This is a genomic window from Streptomyces sp. BJ20 (assembly GCF_022869105.1).
GTDB lineage: Bacteria > Actinomycetota > Actinomycetes > Streptomycetales > Streptomycetaceae > Streptomyces > Streptomyces griseoincarnatus.
The window spans coordinates 7147397-7164693 of the sequence record NZ_CP094918.1 but is presented as its reverse complement, the minus strand read 5'-3'; the positions used below and the strand labels follow the sequence as shown (position 1 = coordinate 7164693).

Genomic DNA, 17297 nt, shown 5'->3' with positions numbered 1-17297 from the left:
ACGGACCGATCGTCCCCGACAATGGCTTCGTGCTGGAGATGACGCGCGAGGAGTTCGAGGAGCTGGTCGCCGAGGCGCTCGACCGGATCCCCCCGGAGCTGACGCGGCTCATGGACAACGTCGCGGTGTTCGTGGAGGACGAGCCGCCGGCGGACGACCCGGAGCTGCTCGGGCTCTACGAGGGGACGCCGCTGACCGAGCGGGGGGAGTGGTACGCCGGGGTGCTGCCCGACCGGATCACGATCTACCGGGGGCCGACCCTGCGGATGTGCGAGTCCCGGGAGGACGTGGTCACGGAGACCGAGATCACGGTGGTGCACGAGATCGCGCACCACTTCGGGATCGACGACGCCCGGCTGCACGCGCTCGGCTACGGGTAGGCCGTCCGCGTGTCCTCTTGCGGGTGAGGGGAGTTGGGGTTGTCGACCCTGTACTCCGACCGGAGGTGGCCCCGTGCGCCGCTTGTACGTACCCGTCCGCCTGGCCGCCACGGTCGTGGCCGTCGCCGCTGCCGCCGGATGCGTGAGCGTGGGTGACGACGACGCCGGAGGGAAGGCCGCGCCGTCCCACTCCGCGGGACGCTCGGGCGGCGAGGCCCCGGACGGCGGCACCGACCGGGTGGGCGGCAAGGCCGGCCACGGGGCGGCCGGGGTCGACGGCGGGCGCGACGAGAAGGACGGCAAGGACGAGGACGGGAAGGACGGGAAGAAGAAGCGCAAGGGCGAGCGCCCGTCCCCGTCCGGCGACCGGCCGTCCGCCGAGGAGAGCCGCCCCGCGTCCGACGGCGGCGGCCCGGACGAGCCCGCGCGTCCGACCCCCGACGACCGCCCCGACCCGCCCGAGCCCAGCCGGACTCCGGACCAGCAGCCCTCGGACCCGCCGGGGGACCCGGGGCCGACGTCCGAGCCGACCCAGGCCGAGCCCTCCTCGTCCGCCCACCAGCCGCCCGACACCCAGCTCGCCCAGCGGGAGCCCGCGCCACGGGCGGGGGCGCCGGCCTAGCGTCGCCGCGGCCCCGTCCCACGCTTCTCACCTGCTGATTTGCATCCGAGGGGACGGGGTGCGTATGGTGGCAGATCGTTTGATCCTATTTGCCCGGCGCCACAACAGAGCGCGCCGTGTGGCGCGTACTCTCTCCCTTGCCGTGGTGGACCGCATTGAGGCGGTCGTAATTGCGAACTGCGAATCACGGAGTTGACGGGCGCGTGCCGAAGAGACTCCGGAAGGTTTCGCATTCGTATGCCCATCGCCAGTACTGATCACGTCGTCGTGCCCGAGAACACCGAGGACACCGACACCACCGCCGCCGGGACGGCGGCCCCCGAGACCACCTTCGCCGACCTCGGTCTGCCCGAGGGCGTCGTGCGCAAGCTCGCGCAGAACGGCGTGACCAGCCCCTTCCCGATCCAGGCCGCGACCATCCCGGACGCCCTGGCCGGCAAGGACATCCTCGGCCGCGGCCGCACCGGCTCCGGCAAGACCCTCTCCTTCGGTCTGCCGACCCTGGCGCAGCTCGCCGGCGGCCGCACCGAGAAGCACAAGCCGCGCGCCGTCATCCTGACGCCGACCCGCGAGCTGGCCATGCAGGTGGCCGACGCCCTCCAGCCCTACGGCGACGTCCTCGGCCTGAAGATGAAGGTCGTCTGCGGCGGCACCTCCATGGGCAACCAGATCTACGCCCTCGAGCGCGGCGTCGACGTCCTCGTCGCCACCCCGGGCCGGCTGCGCGACATCATCAACCGCGGCGCCTGCTCCCTCGAGAACGTGGAGATCGCGGTCCTCGACGAGGCCGACCAGATGTCCGACCTCGGCTTCATGCCCGAGGTGACGGAGCTGCTCGACCAGGTCCCGGCGGGCGGTCAGCGCATGCTCTTCTCCGCCACCATGGAGAACGAGATCAAGACCCTCGTCGACCGCTACCTCGACTCCCCGGTGTCGCACGAGGTGGACGCGGCGCAGGGCGCGGTGACGACCATGTCGCACCACATCCTCGTCGTGAAGCCCAAGGACAAGGCGCCGGTCACCGCGGCCATCGCCTCCCGCAAGGGCCGCACCATCATCTTCGTCCGCACCCAGCTCGGCGCCGACCGCGTCGCCGAGCAGCTGCGCGACTCCGGCGTGAAGGCCGAGGCGCTGCACGGCGGCATGACCCAGGGCGCCCGTACCCGCACCCTCGCCGACTTCAAGGACGGCTACGTCAACGTCCTGGTCGCCACCGACGTCGCCGCCCGCGGCATCCACGTCGACGGCATCGACCTGGTGCTGAACGTCGACCCGGCCGGCGACCACAAGGACTACCTGCACCGCGCCGGCCGCACCGCGCGCGCCGGCCGCACCGGCACGGTCGTCTCCCTGTCGCTGCCGCACCAGCGGCGCCAGATCTTCCGCCTGATGGAGGACGCGGGCGTCGACGCCACGCGCCACATCATCCAGGGCGGCGCGGCCTTCGACCCGGAGGTCGCCGAGATCACCGGCGCCCGCTCGATGACCGAGGTGCAGGCCGAGTCCGCCGGCAACGCCGCGCAGCAGGCGGAGCGCGAGGTCGCCCAGCTCACCAAGGAGCTGGAGCGCGCCCAGCGCCGCGCCACCGAGCTGCGCGAGGAGGCCGACCGGCTGCTCGCCCGCGCCGCGCGCGAGCGGGGCGAGGACCCGCAGGCCGTGATCGCCGAGGCGGCCGCCGTGGTGGCCGAGGCCGAGGCCGAGGTGACGCTGCCGGAGCAGCCGACCGCGCGGGACGTCGAGCGGACCGAGCACGCCGAGCGCCCGGCGGCCTCGGCCCCGTACGAGCGGCGTGAGCGCCGGGACGACCGGGACGACCGCGGCGGCTTCCGCCGTGACGACCGTGGCGGGCGTTCCTTCGAGCGTCGTGACGACCGGGGCGACCGTGGTGGCCGTTCCTTCGAGCGCCGTGACGACCGCGGTGACCGCGGTGACCGTGGCGGCTTCAACCGTGACCGCGGTGACCGTGGCGGCTTCCGTCGTGACGACCGTCGTGACGACCGTGGCGGGCGTTCTTTCGACCGGCGGGATGACCGGGGCGACCGTGGTGGCCGTTCCTTCGAGCGCCGTGACGACCGCGGTGACCGGGGCGACCGTGGCGGCTTCAACCGTGACCGCGGTGACCGTGGCGGCTTCCGTCGTGACGACCGTCGTGACGACCGTGGCGGGCGTTCTTTCGACCGGCGGGATGACCGGGGCGACCGTGGTGGCCGTTCCTTCGAGCGCCGTGACGACCGCGGCGGCTTCCGCCGTGACGACCGTCCCGGCCACCGGGGCAGCGACCGCCCGTTCAACCGCGACCGTCAGGGCGACCGCCCGGGCTTCCGCTCCGGCGGCCACGACCGCCCCTACGGCCGTCGTGACGACCACCGCGGCGGTGGCTCGTTCCAGCGCCGCGAGGACAAGCCGCGCTGGAAGCGCAACGGCTGACACCGCCTCACCGGAATGACCGCCGAGGGCCCGCGCGACACCCGTCGCGCGGGCCCTCGCGCATGTGTGCCCCCTCCGGCCGCAACGCGCCTGCCGATACCCGATCGGCTCTCCGGCCACGTCCGGCTATGCTCGGGGAGGCAACATCGCCAGGGGCCCTTAGCTCAATTGGCAGAGCAGTGGACTTTTAATCCATTGGTTGTGGGTTCGAGTCCCACAGGGCCTACCTCCCGCGGGAGGGGGAGCCCCCCGACGCGGCGAACGGCGCTCGTACCGGCCCGGCCGGTACGAGCGCCGTTCGCGTTCTTCGGAAAGGGCGGGTCAGCGAGGTGACGGGCGCCGGACGTCGTCGTCGCCCGGCCGCTCCTAGGGGTCGATGAGCTGCACGCCGATGCCGCTGGTCACCAGGCCGGCCGCGATCAGCAGCCCGTCGGGGACGACGATGCCCGCGACCAGCATGCCCAGCCCCACGATCAGCACCCACCAGGCGCTGGTCCGCCGGTACTCGCGCGGGCGGGTCGGGCGGCCGGTGGCGAGGGAGCGGGCGAAACGGGGGTCCTCGTGCTCGAGTCGGGCCGCGAGATCGACCAGGCGGTCGTCGTCGGACTGGGGCACGGCTCCTCCTTCCCAGGGGGTGGCCGTCCGGTCACACCGTCGACGACCGTCGCTCCGAGCACCGGGACGTGTGCGAACCGCCGGCATGCCGCGAACTCGGGCCGATATCCAGGAGTTTGCCCGTGCGCCGAGGTCGTCACCCGCCCGGTACGAAGACTCCAGGGTCGCCCGGGGCGCACGGCCTGAGCCATCCGTCGCGCCCCCCAACATCAGGGGAGACCGGCACGCACACAAGCGTGGGCGGAGGTCCGCCCACGCCGGGAAAATGGGGACTGTCACCGATGGCGCCCGCCCGGTCCGGAGCGGAGGCTGGACGGTGACGGCCCGCGCCGCGCCCCCGGCCGCGGGCCGTCGGCGGCCTTGAGCGTACCGACGGCGAGGAGGCGGAACCGAGTGCCTCTGTTCTGGCGCATCTTCCTGCTGAACGCCGTCGTGCTGATCGTCGCCACCGCCCTCCTCCTCGGACCCGTCACCGTGTCGACGCCGGTGCTGCTCACCGAGGCCGCGGTGCTCACCGTGGGCCTGGCCGCCATGCTCGTCGCCAACGCTCTGCTGCTGCGCGTCGGACTCGCCCCGCTGCAGCGCCTCACCCGCGCCATGAACACCACCGACCTGCTCCGCCCGGGGCACCGGACCGCGGTCGGCGGGCGCGGCGAGATCGCCGAGCTGATCACCACGTACAACACGATGCTGGACCGGCTGGAGGACGAGCGGGCCACCAGCAGTGCGCGGGCCCTGTCCGCGCAGGAGGCGGAGCGCCGCCGCATCGCCCGTGAGCTGCACGACGAGGTCGGCCAGTCGCTGACCGCCGTGCTGCTCCAGCTCAAGCGGGCCGCCGACCACGCCCCGGCCGAGCTCGGCGACGAGCTGCGCCAGGTGCAGGAGACCACCCGCGCCTCCCTGGAGGAGATCCGGCGGATCGCCCGCCGGCTGCGCCCCGGCGTGCTGGACGAGCTGGGCCTGGCCAGCGCCCTCAAGGCGCTCGCCACCGAGTTCGGCGGGCCCGGGCTGACCGTCCAGCACTGCCTCGACCCCGGCCTGCCCGAGCTGGACCGCGAGTCGGAGCTGGTGCTCTACCGGGTCGCCCAGGAGGGCCTCACCAACGTCGCGCGGCACGCGGGGGCGCGCCGCGCCGAGCTGGCGCTGCGCCGCACGCCCGGCGGGGTCGAGCTGCGGGTCCGCGACGACGGCCGCGGCATCGTCGGCGCCGCCGAGGGCGCCGGCATCCGCGGCATGCGGGAGCGGGCGCTGCTGGTGGGCGCCGAGCTGACCGTGGAGCCCCGCGCGGAGGGCGGCACCGAGCTGCGGCTCGCGGTGCCCGTCCCGGCGCGCTTCCCCGCGCACGTCCTCGTCCCCGTACGACCCGGGCGGAAGTCCGTCCCCTCGACCGCCCCGGCCGTGGTGCGCCGTTCCGCGCGAGCGCACGCGCCGCCCCCGTGACCGACGTCCCCCGACCGGAAACGCTGAACCATGACAGACGCCTCCCCCACCCGCATCCTCCTCGCCGACGACCACGCGCTGGTCCGTCGGGGGGTCCGTCTCATCCTGGACGGCGAACCGGACCTGACCGTGGTGGCGGAGGCCGCCGACGGCGCCGAGGCCCTCGAACTGGCCCGGGAGCACCGCCCCGACCTGGCCGTCCTCGACATCGCCATGCCGCGCCTGACCGGTCTGCAGGCGGCCCGTGAGCTCTCCCGCACCCTGCCGGAGACCCGGATCCTCGTGCTGACCATGTACGACAACGAGCAGTTCTTCTTCGAGGCGCTGGCCGCCGGAGCCTCCGGCTACGTCCTCAAGTCGGTCGCCGACCGCGACCTCGTGGAGGCCTGCCACGCCACCATGCGGGGCGAGCCCTTCCTCTACCCGGGGGCGGTCAACGCGCTCATCCACAACTACCTCGACCTCGCGCGGGAGGGCCGGTCCCTGCCCGCGAAGGCCATCACCGACCGTGAGGAGCAGATCCTCAAGCTCGTCGCCGAGGGCCACACCTCGCAGCAGATCGCGGACATGCTGGTGATCAGCCCCAAGACGGTGGAGCGGCACCGGGCCAACCTGCTCGCCAAGCTGGGCCTGAAGGACCGGCTCGAGCTCACCCGGTACGCCATCCGGGTCGGCCTGATCGAGCCCTGACCTCCGTCCCCGGCCGCACGGGTTGCCAGACTGGAGCCGGACCGCGCAGCGGTCCCGCCGCCGCCCGCACCCGGGAGAGCCCGCCGATGCCGTACCCGTACGTCCTGCTGTCCGCCGCCGTCTCCCTCGACGGCTACCTGGACGACACCGGCCCGGAGCGGCTGCTGCTGTCGGGCCCGGCCGACTTCGACCGGGTCGACGAGGTACGGGCGTCCGTGGACGCCATCCTGGTCGGCGCCGGCACGATCCGCGCCGACAACCCCCGGCTGCTGGTCAACTCGCCCGAGCGGCGCGCCGCCCGGGTCGCCGACGGTCTGCCCGAGTACCCGCTGAAGGTCACGGTGAGCGGCTCCGGCGACCTGGACCCGGCGGCCCGCTTCTGGCACACCGGAGGCGAGAAGGTCCTCTACACCACCGACAAGGGCGCCGAACGGGCCCGCGCCCTCGGCATCGCCGCCGACGTCGTGCCGCTCGGCGACGCCCTGGACTGGCGGCGGCTGCTGGAGCACCTGCACGAGGTGCGCGGGGTGCGGCGGCTGATGGTGGAGGGCGGCGGCCGGATCCACACCCAGCTGGTCACCCAAGGGCTCGCCGACGAGCTCCAAGTCGTCCTCGCTCCGCTGTTCGTCGGTGACCCGGACGCCCCCCGCCTGTTCGGCCCCGGCTCCTACCAGGGCGGGCGGTTGCGCCTGGTCGAGACCCGGCCCGTCGGTGACGTCGTCCTGACGCGCTACGAGCCCACCGCGCCCGGCACCGGCGCGCTGCCGTCGGCCGCCGACCGCCACTGGCTCGCCCTCGCCTGCAATCTGGCCGGACAGTGCCCGCCCTCCGAAACGGCGTTCAGCGTCGGCGCGGTCGTGGTCGCCGCCGACGGCACCGAGCTGGCGCGGGGTCACTCGCGGGAGGGCGACGACCCGGTGGTGCACGCGGAGGAGGCTGCGCTCGCCAAGGCCGACCCCACCGACCCGCGGCTGGCCGGCGCCACCGTCTACTCCAGCCTGGAGCCGTGCGCCCGCCGCGCGTCCCGTCCGGCGCCCTGTGCGCGGCTGATCCTGGACGCGGGGGTGCGCCGCGTGGTCACGGCCTGGCGGGAGCCGGACACCTTCGTGACGGACGCCGACGGCAGCGCCGTACTGGCGGACGGGGGTGCCACGGTGCTGGTGCTGCCGGAGTTCGAGCAGCGCGCGAAGGCGCCGAACGCGCACCTGCTGGGCGGCTGATCGCGCCCGCCGGGGAAGTGATGTGCATCGGGCCCCGTGGATGCCGTACACTTGTGTTCACCGACGCGGGGTGGAGCAGCTCGGTAGCTCGCTGGGCTCATAACCCAGAGGTCGCAGGTTCAAATCCTGTCCCCGCTACTGAAGGCCGAGGGCCGGAATCCGAAAGGGTTCCGGCCCTCGGTGTTTCTCCGAGAGGGTGCTCGTTACCCGCCCCTCACCCCGCCTTTCACGCACAGTGAGCGAACGGCGTCGCAGCGCATAACAACTGACGAACCGTCAGGTTCGGCCGGTCGTCCGAGACGCAGTCAACTCGCCCGTTTTCGCCCGCTCATGGCGCTTAAGTCCACGCAAAAATCGTTAATGATCAAGAGGAACGGCTTGGAATACGGACCCCGCGTCTATTAACGTTCGATAACGCAGCGCGGTCGTCCCAGCCGTCACAGAAGTCGGCTCCGTGCGCACGCGCCGAATCCCGCAAGGGAACCGGGGAACCACCACCATGGGGTGAATCGGGCGGATACCGCCGTGGAAGCACGGTTCGTATACGCGCGTAGGAGACCTTCCCGCTCCGAACCCGTCAGCTAACCCGGTAGGCGAAGACGGAAGGAAAGGAGCGCGCCCACGTGGCGTCCAACCCGCCTGCCCCCGAGGCCCCGTTCAGGCCGAACGACACCTTCGCGTACGGCGCCCCCGGCGCCGACGAGGGCCCCTTCGAGGAGTGGAACCCCACCGCGGAGTCCGTGCGGCCCGTGCGTGGCCGGCACCGCGTCGCCAAGCAGCGCGGAGGCGGACTGGCCCGCAGCTCCACCGTCCTCGGCGTCGGCGTCATAGCCGCAGTCGGCGCCGGCGGCATGGCCAGTGCCCAGACCGGCAAGCCGCCCGTCTCCATCTCCATGCCCGACCTTCCCAACGTGGGTTCCCTCATCTCCGACGAGGAAACGCCCAAGGGATCCAGCACCCCCCTCAGCGACATCGGCAGGATGGCCGCCGCCGACACCGGCGCCGAGGAGGGCGCCGACGCCGGTGAGGCGCTGCGCGCCCGCATCATGGCCCAGGTCGAGCAGCAGCAGGGACAGGCGCAGAGCAAGGCGCAGGCCGCCGCCCTCGCCGCCGCCGAGAAGGAGGCCGCCGAGGCCGCGGCCAAGGCGGAGAAGGAGGCCAAGGAGAAGGCCGAGGCCGCCAAGAAGAAGGCGGAGGAGGAGGCCGCGAAGAAGGCCGAGGCCGAGCGCCTCGCCGAGCTCGCCAAGCAGTACGCGCTGCCGACGTCCTCGTACACCGTCACCTCGACCTTCGGTCAGGCCGGCGCCTACTGGTCCTCCGGCTACCACACCGGCCTCGACTTCGCCGCGCCCACCGGCACCCTGATCAAGGCGGTCCACACCGGCACGATCACCTCCGCAGGCTGGGACGGCTCGTACGGCTACAAGACCGTGCTCACCCTCGACGACGGCACCGAGGTCTGGTACGCCCACCAGTCGTCGATCAACGTCAGCGTCGGCCAGAAGGTCGCCACCGGCGACGTGATCGGCCGCGTCGGCGCGACGGGCAACGTGACCGGCGCCCACCTCCACCTCGAGGTCCACACCGGCTCCGGCAGCGTCGACCCGGCCGCCTGGCTGGCCGGCAAGGGCCTCAGCATCTGAACCACCCCGGCGGCCCCCTCCCGGCCGCCGACGCCGTGAACGCCGGCAGCCCCGACGACGACCCCCCGACGTCAGGGCTGCCGGTTCCGCATGTCCGGTGCCTTCTCAGCGCCGGTAGGGGTTCTCCCCGTACGCCGGATACGGCGGCTGCCCCTGCGGCGGCCACGCCGCCGGGACGGGCCCGTACGCCCATCCCGCGCCGTACGGCACCCGGGGCGCGGTGAGCCGGGCCGCGTGCTCCAGCGCCGGGCGGGCCGCCGCACGCCGGTGCCACAGCTCCAGCAGCAGCTCCCGCTCCCGCGTCACGAAGTCCGCCCCCGCCTTCCCCGCGCGGCCCCGGTGGCGCAGGAACGCAAGCTGCGTCGCGTACGCCTCGTACTGGGCGACCGCCCGCGCGGCCGGCCTGCCCCCGCGCTCGCGGGCGAACTTCCGGGCGAGGCGCCGCGCCCGCATCGAGCCCAGCGCGAACGGCTCCGACGGGCGCAGCCAGCCCGCCACCGCGTACGCGGGCAGCTCCGTGCGCACGGTCCGCAGCTCCCGCTGCCGCGTCCACACCACCAGCCAGGTCAGCAGCCCGAACGTCGGCACCATGAACGCCCCGTACACCGCGATGAAGCCGAACTGGCCGAGCGTGGCGGAGCCGTTCCACAGGGCGTGCATGCCCATCGCGAGGAGCAGCCCGGCGAGGGGAAGGAGGACGCGGCGCACCCGCTGGCGGTCGGCGGCCAGCGCGGCCGCGCCGAACCCGATGCCGGTGAGCACGGTGAACAGGGGGTGCGCGAAGGGCGACATGACGATGCGGACGAAGAAGGTCGCCGCGGTGACGGAGGCGATGCCGCTGCCGCCGGTGAGCTGATCGGTGCCGAAGGCGTTGCCCAGGTAGAGGATGTTCTCGGTGAACGCGAATCCGGTCGCGGTGAACCCGGCCGCCACCACGCCGTCGAGGATCCCGTGGAAGTCGCGTCTGCGGAACAGGAAGAGCAGCAGCACCGCCGCCGCCTTCGCCGTCTCCTCCACGACCGGCGCTATGACCGTCGCGCCCAGGGTGTCGGCGCCGGCCGGGTCGGCGGTGGTCGTGGCTATCCACCGGGTGGCGAAGCTGTTCGCCACGATCGCGATGAGCGCCGCCGCGCACGCGCCCCAGGCGAACGCGAACAGCAGGTTCCGCCAGGGGCCCGGCTCCACCCGGCCCAGCCACCGGAACGCCGCCAGCAGCAGCGGCACCGGCAGCACGGCCAGCCCCAGACCGACGAGGAAGCCCTGTGTGCCCGTCTGCTCCCGCACCAGCGCGAGGATCACCAGACCGGACAGGGCCAGCAGGGCGACCATCGCTCCGTAGCGGACAGCCGGGCGCTGCCACCAGTGCGGGTGCCGCAGCGTGCTGCCGGAGGCTGCGCCGGGGCACGGCGGGTACGGAGGGCTGCTGGCCACGGAATCGACCCTAACGAGGAAGGGGCAGGGCTGCGTGCCGGCGCGGGGTCCCGGGGGAGGTCAGACGGTGTCCCCGTCCGGGCGGCCGGCGCGGTCGTCGTGCGGTACGCGGCGGAAGAGCAGGTCGTTCACCACATGACCCTTGTCCAGCCCCTGCCGCTCGAAACGGGTGAGCGGCCGGAACGCGGGACGCGGCGCGAAACCGCCGTCCTCCCGGGTGTTCCCGAAGGCGGGGTGCGCGGTCAGCACCTCGAGCATCTGCTCCGCGTACGGCTCCCAGTCGGTGGCGCAGTGCACGATCGCGCCCGGCGCGAGGCGGGACGCGGCCAGGGTCAGGAACTCCGGCTGGATCAGCCGCCGCTTGTGGTGCCGCTTCTTCGGCCAGGGGTCCGGGAAGAAGACGCGCAGCCCGCTCAGCGCGTCCGGGGCGAGCATCTCGCGCAGGAGGATGATCGCGTCGCCGTTCGCCACGCGCACGTTGGCCAGGCCGCGCTCCTCGGCGAGGTGCAGCAGATGCCCCTGGCCGGGGGTGTGCACGTCCACGGCGAGGATGTTCGTGTCCGGGTCGGCGGCGGCCATCTCCGCGGTGGCCTCTCCCATGCCGAAGCCGATCTCCAGGACGACCGGCCGGCCGTTCCCGAACAGCTCGGCCAGGTCCAGTCGGCGGCTGCCGTCGATGTCGAGCCCCCACACCGGCCACAGCCGCTGCAGCGCGTCCGCCTGACCCGCGGTGACGCGGCTGCGGCGGGGCTGGAAGCTGCGGATCCGGCGCTCGAAGTGCGACCCGGCGGGGTCGGCCTTCGGGCCGTCGGGGAAGCGCGGCTCCCCCTTCGCGCGGGTGCGGGGGGCCGGCTCGCCGGCGGTCCGCTCGGCGTGCGGTGCTTCGGGGGTGCTCATCACGGAATCAGACACAGTGCCCTCGATTTTACGGGGACGGCGCGCAGGGCCGCCCGGCCGCGCACGACCGCTCCCGCCCGACGCCCGCTCCCGCCACGCGCGCTCACCGCTCGCTCTCGGCGAGGCACGCCAGCGCCCGGCGGGCGACCTCCCGGCCGATCGGCAGCGAGGCGGTCGCGGCGGGCGAGGGGGCGTTCAGCACGTGGACCGCGCGGGGCGCCTCCCGGATCAGGAAGTCGTCGACCAGCGTGCCGTCGCGCAGCACCGCCTGCGCCCGCACCCCGGCCGCCGTCGGCACCAGGTCCTCGTCCCGGACGGCGGGCAGCAGCCGGCGCACGGCCCGCGCGAAGGCCGGCTTGGACAGCGAGCGGTGCAGCTCCCCGGCGCCGTACCGCCAGTGGCGGCGGGCCAGCTGCCAGGAGCCCGGCCAGGCCAGGGTCGCCCCCAGCTCGCGCGGCCGCACCGTCCGCCAGTCGTACCCCTCGCGGGCCAGCGCCGGGACCGCGTTCGGCCCCACGTGGACCCCGTCGTCCGTGCCCCGGGTGAGGTGGACGCCGAGGAACGGGAACGCCGGGTCCGGCACCGGGTAGACCAGGCCGCGCACCAGCTCGGGGCGGGCCAGCTCGTAGTACTCCCCGCGGAACGGCACGATGCGGGCGCCCGGCTCGTCTCCCGTGAGCAGCGCGATCCGGTCGCAGTGCAGCCCCGCGCAGTTCACCAGCGTGCGGGCGCGCACGATGTCGCCGGCCGCCGTCAGCACGGCCACGCCCCGGTCGGGGCGGCGGTCGATCCGGACCACCTCCGCGCCGTGCCGCACGTCCGCACCGGACGCCTCCGCGAGCCGGCGGGCCACCGCCCCGTAGTCGCAGATGCCGGTGGTGCCGACATGGATCGCGGCGAGGCCCTCGGCCTCCGGCTCGTACTCCGCGATCTGCGCGCCGCACAGCTCGCGCACCGACAGGCCGTTCTCCCGGCCGCGCTGCACCAGGGCGTGCAGCCGGGGCAGCTCCTCGCGCTCGGTGGCGACGATCAGCTTGCCCGTCACCGCGTGCGGGATGTCGTACTCGGCGCAGAACTTGACCATCTCGGCCGCGCCCGACACCGCGTACCGCGCCTTCAGGGAGCCGGGGCGGTAGTAGATGCCGCTGTGGATCACCCCGCTGTTGCGTCCCGTCTGGTGCCGGGCCGTGTCCTGCTCCTTCTCCAGCACGGTCACCCGCGTGCCCGGGGCGGCCCGCCCGATGGCATACGCCGTCGACAGGCCGACGATCCCGCCGCCGATCACCACCACGTCACAGTCGTACGACCCCGCCGCCACCTGCGCCACCTCCCGCGTCGATAGTGCACTGCGCCACTGACAACGGCTTCAAACCAAGGGCGGGGCGGGACAGGGTCAGGCCGTGGTCATCAGCAGCGGGCGGGCGCGCTCGCGCAGCTCGACCACGCGCGGCTCGTCGCCGTACGGCTCCAGCCGGTGCAGCAGGTCCCTGACGTACTCCGTGGTGCGCGCGGAGGAGATGCGGCCGGCCACCTCCACGGCGCGTACGCCCTGCTCACAGGCGGCGTCCAGGTTTCCGGACTCCAGTTCGGCGACCGCGGAGACCACCAGGCGCAGTCCGTGCGAGCGCACGAACTCCTCCGTGGGCTTCGACAGCGCCTGCTCGGTGAAGCGGCGCACCTGCCGGGGCGCCTTCAGGTCCCGGTAGCACTCGGCCGCGTCGGCGGCGAACCGGTCGTAGGAGTAGAAGCCGAGCCAGGTCGGGTCGCTGTCGCCGGGGCGGGACCGCTCCAGCCAGCTCTCCGCCGACTTCAGCGCGGCGCCGGCCGCCTGCGCGTCCCCGGCGCGTGCGTGCGCGCGCGCCTCGACCAGACGGAAGAAGCTCAGGGTGCGGGCGGTGGCGAGGCCGCGGTTGCGCTCCAGGGCGGCCTGGGCGAGGTCCACTCCCTCGTCGCCGAAGCCGCGGTACGTCGCCTGGAGCGACATCGAGGCGAGGACGTACCCGCCGAGGGGCACGTCGGCCGCCGCGCGGGCCAGGCGCAGGGCCTGGATGTAGTAGCGCTGCGCCGCCTCCTGCTGGCCCGTGTCGAACGCCATCCAGCCCGCGAGACGGGTGAGTTCGGCGGCCGCGCCGAAGAGGGAGCGGCCCACGTCGTCGGAGTAGGAGCCGAGCAGCAGCGGGGCCGCCTCGACCCTCAGGCACTCGGGGACCATCGACGAACGCCAGTCGCCGCCGCCGTACTTGGAGTCCCAGCGGCGGGCGTCCTCCGCGGCCTCCCGGAGTTTCTGCACATCGCTGTGGCCGACTTTGAGCGGTGCGCCGGAGCCTTCGGACGGGCTCACCTCGCGCGCGACCGAGCTGTCGGCCGGGGTTATCAGCCATCGTGAGGCGGGCGTGGCGTACGCGCTCACCGCGAACGACCCGGCGAGGGACTGCCAGATGCCGCCGGAGCCGGCGCGGCGGCCGGCGAGGTCCAGCCGGTACAGCTCGGTCGCGGACTTCACCGCCTGGCCGACGTCACGGGGGAAGGCGAGCCCCACCTCGGGCGCGGGATCGGCGTCCGCCAGGCCGATCTCGTGCAGCGGCACGGGGCGGCCCAGCTTCTGGCCGATGGCGGCGGCGATCAGGTGCGGGGCGGCGCCCTGCGGCACCATGCCCTTCGACACCCAGCGCGCCACCGACGTCTTGTCGTAGCGAAGCGTCAGTCCCCGCTGGGCGCCGAGATCGTTGACGCGCCGCGCGAGGCCGGCGTTGCTGATTCCCGCGAGGGCGAGAACGGCGCCGAGCTTTTCGTTCGGCCCGCGTTGCTCCCTGGACATGCGCCACCCCTCGACACAGACGGCTGCCGCTCTGGCATAACCACGCGGCATTCGTAAACCCAGCGTAGTTCGCCGCATCCCAAGCGTTAAGGGGCATTCTTCCGGATGGCGGGATTGTGGTCCGTACTGAAGTACGGGTCCGATACGCGCAGTTGCGGCGTGCTCCCGGTGTGTGGCCGTGCGCCTGTCCGTGCGCTCTTCTCCGGCCATCCCGGGAGCGGTTCCATGGTCCGTGCGTGGGTCGGCCCGCTGTACTGGATCCAGTGGGCTGGGGGAACACCGCCGCCTTCATCCCCGCGGGCGGCGGAACGGTCCGGGAGGCGTGCTCCGTCTCCCGGACCGTACGCCCCGCGGTGGTGCGCAAAGCCTGTACGGAGCGTGTTCGAGTGTGATCTCACCGCTTCGATTTGGCCGAAAATCGACGCCACTCGTTTCGGCGTAACCGCCCTTCTATCCAGGTAGTTGAGGGCGCGTTGGTGGTCTTGGGGGCGCGTAGCGGGGGCGCATTCGCGTCGAAGTGGCCTGGTGGGCGGCGACCGCCCGGATGTCGGTCTCCCTGTCTCGGGCGGGTGTTCGGGTGCGCGCCGGGTCAACCTCCGCCGAGGGTAGGTGTATCCGCCGGGGCGCATTCGACGGAGCACACACCGCTCCGGCGGCGTTGCCGAGCGCCTCCTTCATGGCAGCATGGGGAACCGGTTCGTACGGTGCACTGGTTGTCCACAGCTTGTGGAGGCGGCGATGCGGTGGTTGGTGGGATGGAGCAGCACCGCCGCGGCGGCCGGGGGATACGGTCCCGTCGGCTCCGCCGGCGCCACCGGCGTCGACGGTGAGACCTTGCAGCCCGTCGGCTCCCACCTGTTGTGGGGCGACCCCGACCCCCTGTGGGCGGTCGGCGACTGGCGCCCCGACGAGGTGCGGGTGGTCTCCGCCGACGAACAGACCCGCATCGCCGTCCTCGGCACCTGCGGCGCCTCCGACGAACAGCTGCGCGTCGCCCTCTTCGCCGCCCGCGGCGGTGCGCTGCGGCACCTGACCGCCTGGCCCGGCAGCTACACGGCCGTCGTCCAGGTCGGACGCCGCATCACGGTGTGCGGGGACCTCGCCGGCGCCCGGCCCGTCTTCCACACCTCCTTCGAACGGGGCGTCGCCTACGCCACGGCCGCCCTGCCGCTCGCCGACCTCGTCGAGGCCAATCTCGACTTCGGACACCTCGCCGCGCTGCTCGCGGCGCCCGACGTGCCCGCCGCGCTCCAGGACTCCACCCCGTACGAGGGCGTGAAGCGCGTTCCGCCGGGGCACGCGCTGATCCTGCGCGCCGGAGCCCGGGAGATCGCCGGGTACGAACCCGTCGCCTCCCTCGCCGTCGCCGCCCCGCCCGCCGACCCCGGCCACGCGGTGGACGCCGTGCGGGACGCGCTGGTGGAGGCGGTGCGGACGCGGCTGGCCGCGCCTCGTCATGTGCCCGGCGCCGACATAGACCCCGGACCGGTGCCGGGCATGGGCCCCGCGGAGCGGCGGGCGGCGCGGGGGACGCCGGTGGCGGGGATCGGGGCGGACCTGTCCGGGGGGCCGGCGTCGGGCGCCCTGGCGCTGTTGGCCGCCGGGCTGCCGGGGAGACCGGGGACCGTGCTGGGGCACGGCACCGGCGCGGGGGAGCGGTTGCTGGCCGTCACCTTCAACGACCTGGCCGCCGGGGACGCAGGGGGACGCGACGAGGACGAACTGGAGCGGGCGGGTGCCCTCGCCGCGAATCCCCGGCTGCACCATGTGGTGGTCGCCGGGGAGGAGTCGACGCTTCCCTACGTCGAGCTGGACCTGCCGCTGACGGACGAGCCGGGGCCGTCGCTGGTCGCCGCGGCGCGGCACCGGGCGCGGCTGGCGGCGGGCAGCGCGGACCACTTCACGGGGTACGGCGCCAAGCAGGTGCTGGACGCTCACCCGGCGCGGCTCGCAGATCTGCTGATGGACCGTAAGCGGCGGCATCTGGTGCGGCCGGTCGCCGCTCTGGCCAAGGCGGACGGGTCCGTGATGGTGCCGGCGCGGGTGTACGCGGCGGCCAGGCGGCTGGCGCGAACGCCTTACCGGGCCGGGCTGGAGTCGCTCGCGCAGCGGCTGCTGCACAAGAAGCTGGACGACGACGGTCCCGGGGGTGCCGCGGACGCCTCGCTGGCCGCGCTGACCTGGGGTCGGCCCGGGCCCGCGGCGCGGTGGCTGACCGGGGAGGCGCTGGCTGAAGTATCGGTTCGCCTCCAGGCGTCGACGTGGCGGTCGGAGGTGGGCCCTGGGCAGCGGCCGGGGGACTTCCGGGCGCGTGCGGCGCTGGCGCGGTACGCGGCGGACGTGCGGGTGCTGGAACAGGCGGCGGAGATCCGGTCGCAACGGCTGCACGCGCCGTTCCTCGACAACCAGGTGGTGCGGGCGTGCAGGGCCCTGCCGGAGGCGCTGCGGGTACGGCCGGGCGCGCGGGCGGCGATCCTGCGGTCCGTGCTGGAGGGCGCGGGGGTGCGGGATCTGCCGGCGGGGTGGGGGGCGCCGGCGGTCCCCACGTCGGCGGTGGCCGCGCGGACGGGGCTGCGGGTGGCGGCGGGGTCGCTGATCGCGCTGTTCGACACGCCGCTGCTGGCGCAGGCGGGGCTGGTGGAGGCACGGGTCGTGCGGAAGGCGTTGCGGGGGGCGGCGGAGGGGGAGCCGCTGCCGCTGGACGGGCTGGCGGACCTGGTGGCGCTGGAGGTGTGGCTGCGGAGGCTGCTGGCGCGGCGGGGAACGTGCTGGACGGGGACGCCGGCGAGGCAGAGGGCGGTGCCTGCTGGGATCGTGCCGCAGCGGGGGGCGTTGGGGGCGGGGGCCGCGGGGTCGCGCTGAGCGCGGCGGGGTCTTCGCATTGCGGCTCTCGGCCTCGCAGGGCTGTTGTCCACGCCTGCGGCGCAGGGTCGCGGTCCGGTGAGGGCTGAGGTGCGATGCCTGCGGCGCAGGGTCGCTGTCCGGTGGGGGCTGATGTAGCGCCCACGGCCGGTGGGTGGCACGGGGTCGCGCTGGGGGCGGACGTCCTCGGTCTGGCGCGATCGTGCGGGTTGCAGAGGCGGAGGGCGTTGACGCGCCGGCCGCTGCGGGCGC

The 17297-nt window shown here is 74.1% G+C and carries 13 protein-coding genes, 2 tRNA genes and 1 riboswitch; of the genes, 10 read left to right on the top strand and 5 right to left on the bottom strand.

The genetic code is table 11. The features are described from left to right. The first annotated feature begins 29 nt into the window (after positions 1 to 29). The 4 genes from MTR79_RS32275 to MTR79_RS32260 all read left to right on the top strand — a co-directional run bounded on the left by MTR79_RS32275 (position 30) and on the right by MTR79_RS32260 (position 3655). Positions 30 to 380 (top strand): metallopeptidase family protein, encoded by a 351-nt coding sequence (locus MTR79_RS32275; RefSeq protein ID WP_033273422.1) that lies wholly within the window; start codon positions 30 to 32, stop codon positions 378 to 380. Positions 381 to 453: 73 nt separating this feature from the next. Then, positions 454 to 1002 (top strand): hypothetical protein, encoded by a 549-nt coding sequence (locus MTR79_RS32270; protein ID WP_086701984.1) that lies wholly within the window; start codon positions 454 to 456, stop codon positions 1000 to 1002. A 237-nt stretch (positions 1003 to 1239) separates the two neighbouring features. After that, positions 1240 to 3429, top strand: a complete 2190-nt coding sequence (locus MTR79_RS32265; protein WP_086701986.1) for a DEAD/DEAH box helicase — start codon at positions 1240 to 1242, stop codon at positions 3427 to 3429. Positions 3430 to 3582: 153 nt separating this feature from the next. Further along, positions 3583 to 3655: transfer RNA gene (locus tag MTR79_RS32260), tRNA-Lys, on the top strand. 140 nt (positions 3656 to 3795) lie between these two features. Here the strand turns inward: MTR79_RS32260 and MTR79_RS32255 are convergent. Next, the gene (locus tag MTR79_RS32255) at positions 3796 to 4044 is read right to left on the bottom strand and encodes a DUF3040 domain-containing protein (RefSeq protein WP_086701987.1); all 249 of its coding nucleotides are present in this window, start codon (positions 4042 to 4044) and stop codon (positions 3796 to 3798) included. A 393-nt stretch (positions 4045 to 4437) separates the two neighbouring features. Between MTR79_RS32255 and MTR79_RS32250 the strand changes: the two genes are divergently transcribed. The 5 genes from MTR79_RS32250 (at position 4438) to MTR79_RS32230 (ending at position 9037) form a co-directional block, all read left to right on the top strand. Continuing rightward, positions 4438 to 5484 carry a histidine kinase gene (locus MTR79_RS32250; RefSeq protein WP_086701989.1) on the top strand — a complete coding sequence of 349 codons (1047 nt, stop codon included), beginning with the start codon at positions 4438 to 4440 and terminating at the stop codon, positions 5482 to 5484. Positions 5485 to 5514: 30 nt separating this feature from the next. Further along, the gene (locus MTR79_RS32245; RefSeq protein ID WP_122213796.1) at positions 5515 to 6174 is read left to right on the top strand and encodes a response regulator transcription factor; all 660 of its coding nucleotides are present in this window, start codon (positions 5515 to 5517) and stop codon (positions 6172 to 6174) included. A gap of 86 nt (positions 6175 to 6260) precedes the next feature. Further along, positions 6261 to 7394 carry a dihydrofolate reductase family protein gene (locus MTR79_RS32240; protein ID WP_244792806.1) on the top strand — a complete coding sequence of 378 codons (1134 nt, stop codon included), beginning with the start codon at positions 6261 to 6263 and terminating at the stop codon, positions 7392 to 7394. Between the two features lie 64 nt (positions 7395 to 7458). Then, positions 7459 to 7532 (top strand) — tRNA-Met (locus MTR79_RS32235). A gap of 315 nt (positions 7533 to 7847) precedes the next feature. Beyond that, positions 7848 to 8005, top strand: a riboswitch (cyclic di-AMP (ydaO/yuaA leader). Positions 8006 to 8017: 12 nt separating this feature from the next. Further along, complete coding sequence (locus MTR79_RS32230; RefSeq protein ID WP_048460384.1) at positions 8018 to 9037, top strand: M23 family metallopeptidase; 1020 nt, start codon at positions 8018 to 8020, stop codon at positions 9035 to 9037. Between the two features lie 105 nt (positions 9038 to 9142). Here MTR79_RS32230 and MTR79_RS32225 read toward each other — a convergent pair whose 3' ends face one another. From MTR79_RS32225 to MTR79_RS32210, 4 genes are all read right to left on the bottom strand, one after another. Then, a complete protein-coding gene (locus tag MTR79_RS32225) occupies positions 9143 to 10468 on the bottom strand; it encodes a PrsW family intramembrane metalloprotease (protein WP_086705302.1) in 1326 nt (441 codons plus the stop codon). Between the two features lie 60 nt (positions 10469 to 10528). Next, the gene (gene trmB / locus MTR79_RS32220) at positions 10529 to 11365 is read right to left on the bottom strand and encodes a tRNA (guanosine(46)-N7)-methyltransferase TrmB (protein WP_086705301.1); all 837 of its coding nucleotides are present in this window, start codon (positions 11363 to 11365) and stop codon (positions 10529 to 10531) included. Positions 11366 to 11468: 103 nt separating this feature from the next. Further along, a complete protein-coding gene (gene lhgO, locus MTR79_RS32215) occupies positions 11469 to 12692 on the bottom strand; it encodes an L-2-hydroxyglutarate oxidase (protein ID WP_086700756.1) in 1224 nt (407 codons plus the stop codon). A 66-nt stretch (positions 12693 to 12758) separates the two neighbouring features. Next, a complete protein-coding gene (locus MTR79_RS32210; protein ID WP_048460380.1) occupies positions 12759 to 14183 on the bottom strand; it encodes a hypothetical protein in 1425 nt (474 codons plus the stop codon). A 738-nt stretch (positions 14184 to 14921) separates the two neighbouring features. Here MTR79_RS32210 and MTR79_RS32205 point away from each other — a divergent pair. Then, positions 14922 to 17045, top strand: coding sequence for an asparagine synthase-related protein (locus MTR79_RS32205; RefSeq protein ID WP_244792804.1), 2124 nt, complete (start codon positions 14922 to 14924; stop codon positions 17043 to 17045). Positions 17046 to 17297: the final 252 nt, after the last annotated feature.

Coding starts and splice junctions, on each gene's coding strand:
- MTR79_RS32265 (WP_086701986.1), top strand. CDS start 1,240: ATGCCCATCGCCAGTACTGATCACGTCGTCGTGCCCGAGAACACCGAG.
- MTR79_RS32245 (WP_122213796.1), top strand. CDS start 5,515: ATGACAGACGCCTCCCCCACCCGCATCCTCCTCGCCGACGACCACGCG.
- MTR79_RS32240 (WP_244792806.1), top strand. CDS start 6,261: ATGCCGTACCCGTACGTCCTGCTGTCCGCCGCCGTCTCCCTCGACGGC.
- trmB (WP_086705301.1), bottom strand. CDS start 11,365: ATGAGCACCCCCGAAGCACCGCACGCCGAGCGGACCGCCGGCGAGCCG.
- MTR79_RS32210 (WP_048460380.1), bottom strand. CDS start 14,183: ATGTCCAGGGAGCAACGCGGGCCGAACGAAAAGCTCGGCGCCGTTCTC.
- MTR79_RS32205 (WP_244792804.1), top strand. CDS start 14,922: ATGCGGTGGTTGGTGGGATGGAGCAGCACCGCCGCGGCGGCCGGGGGA.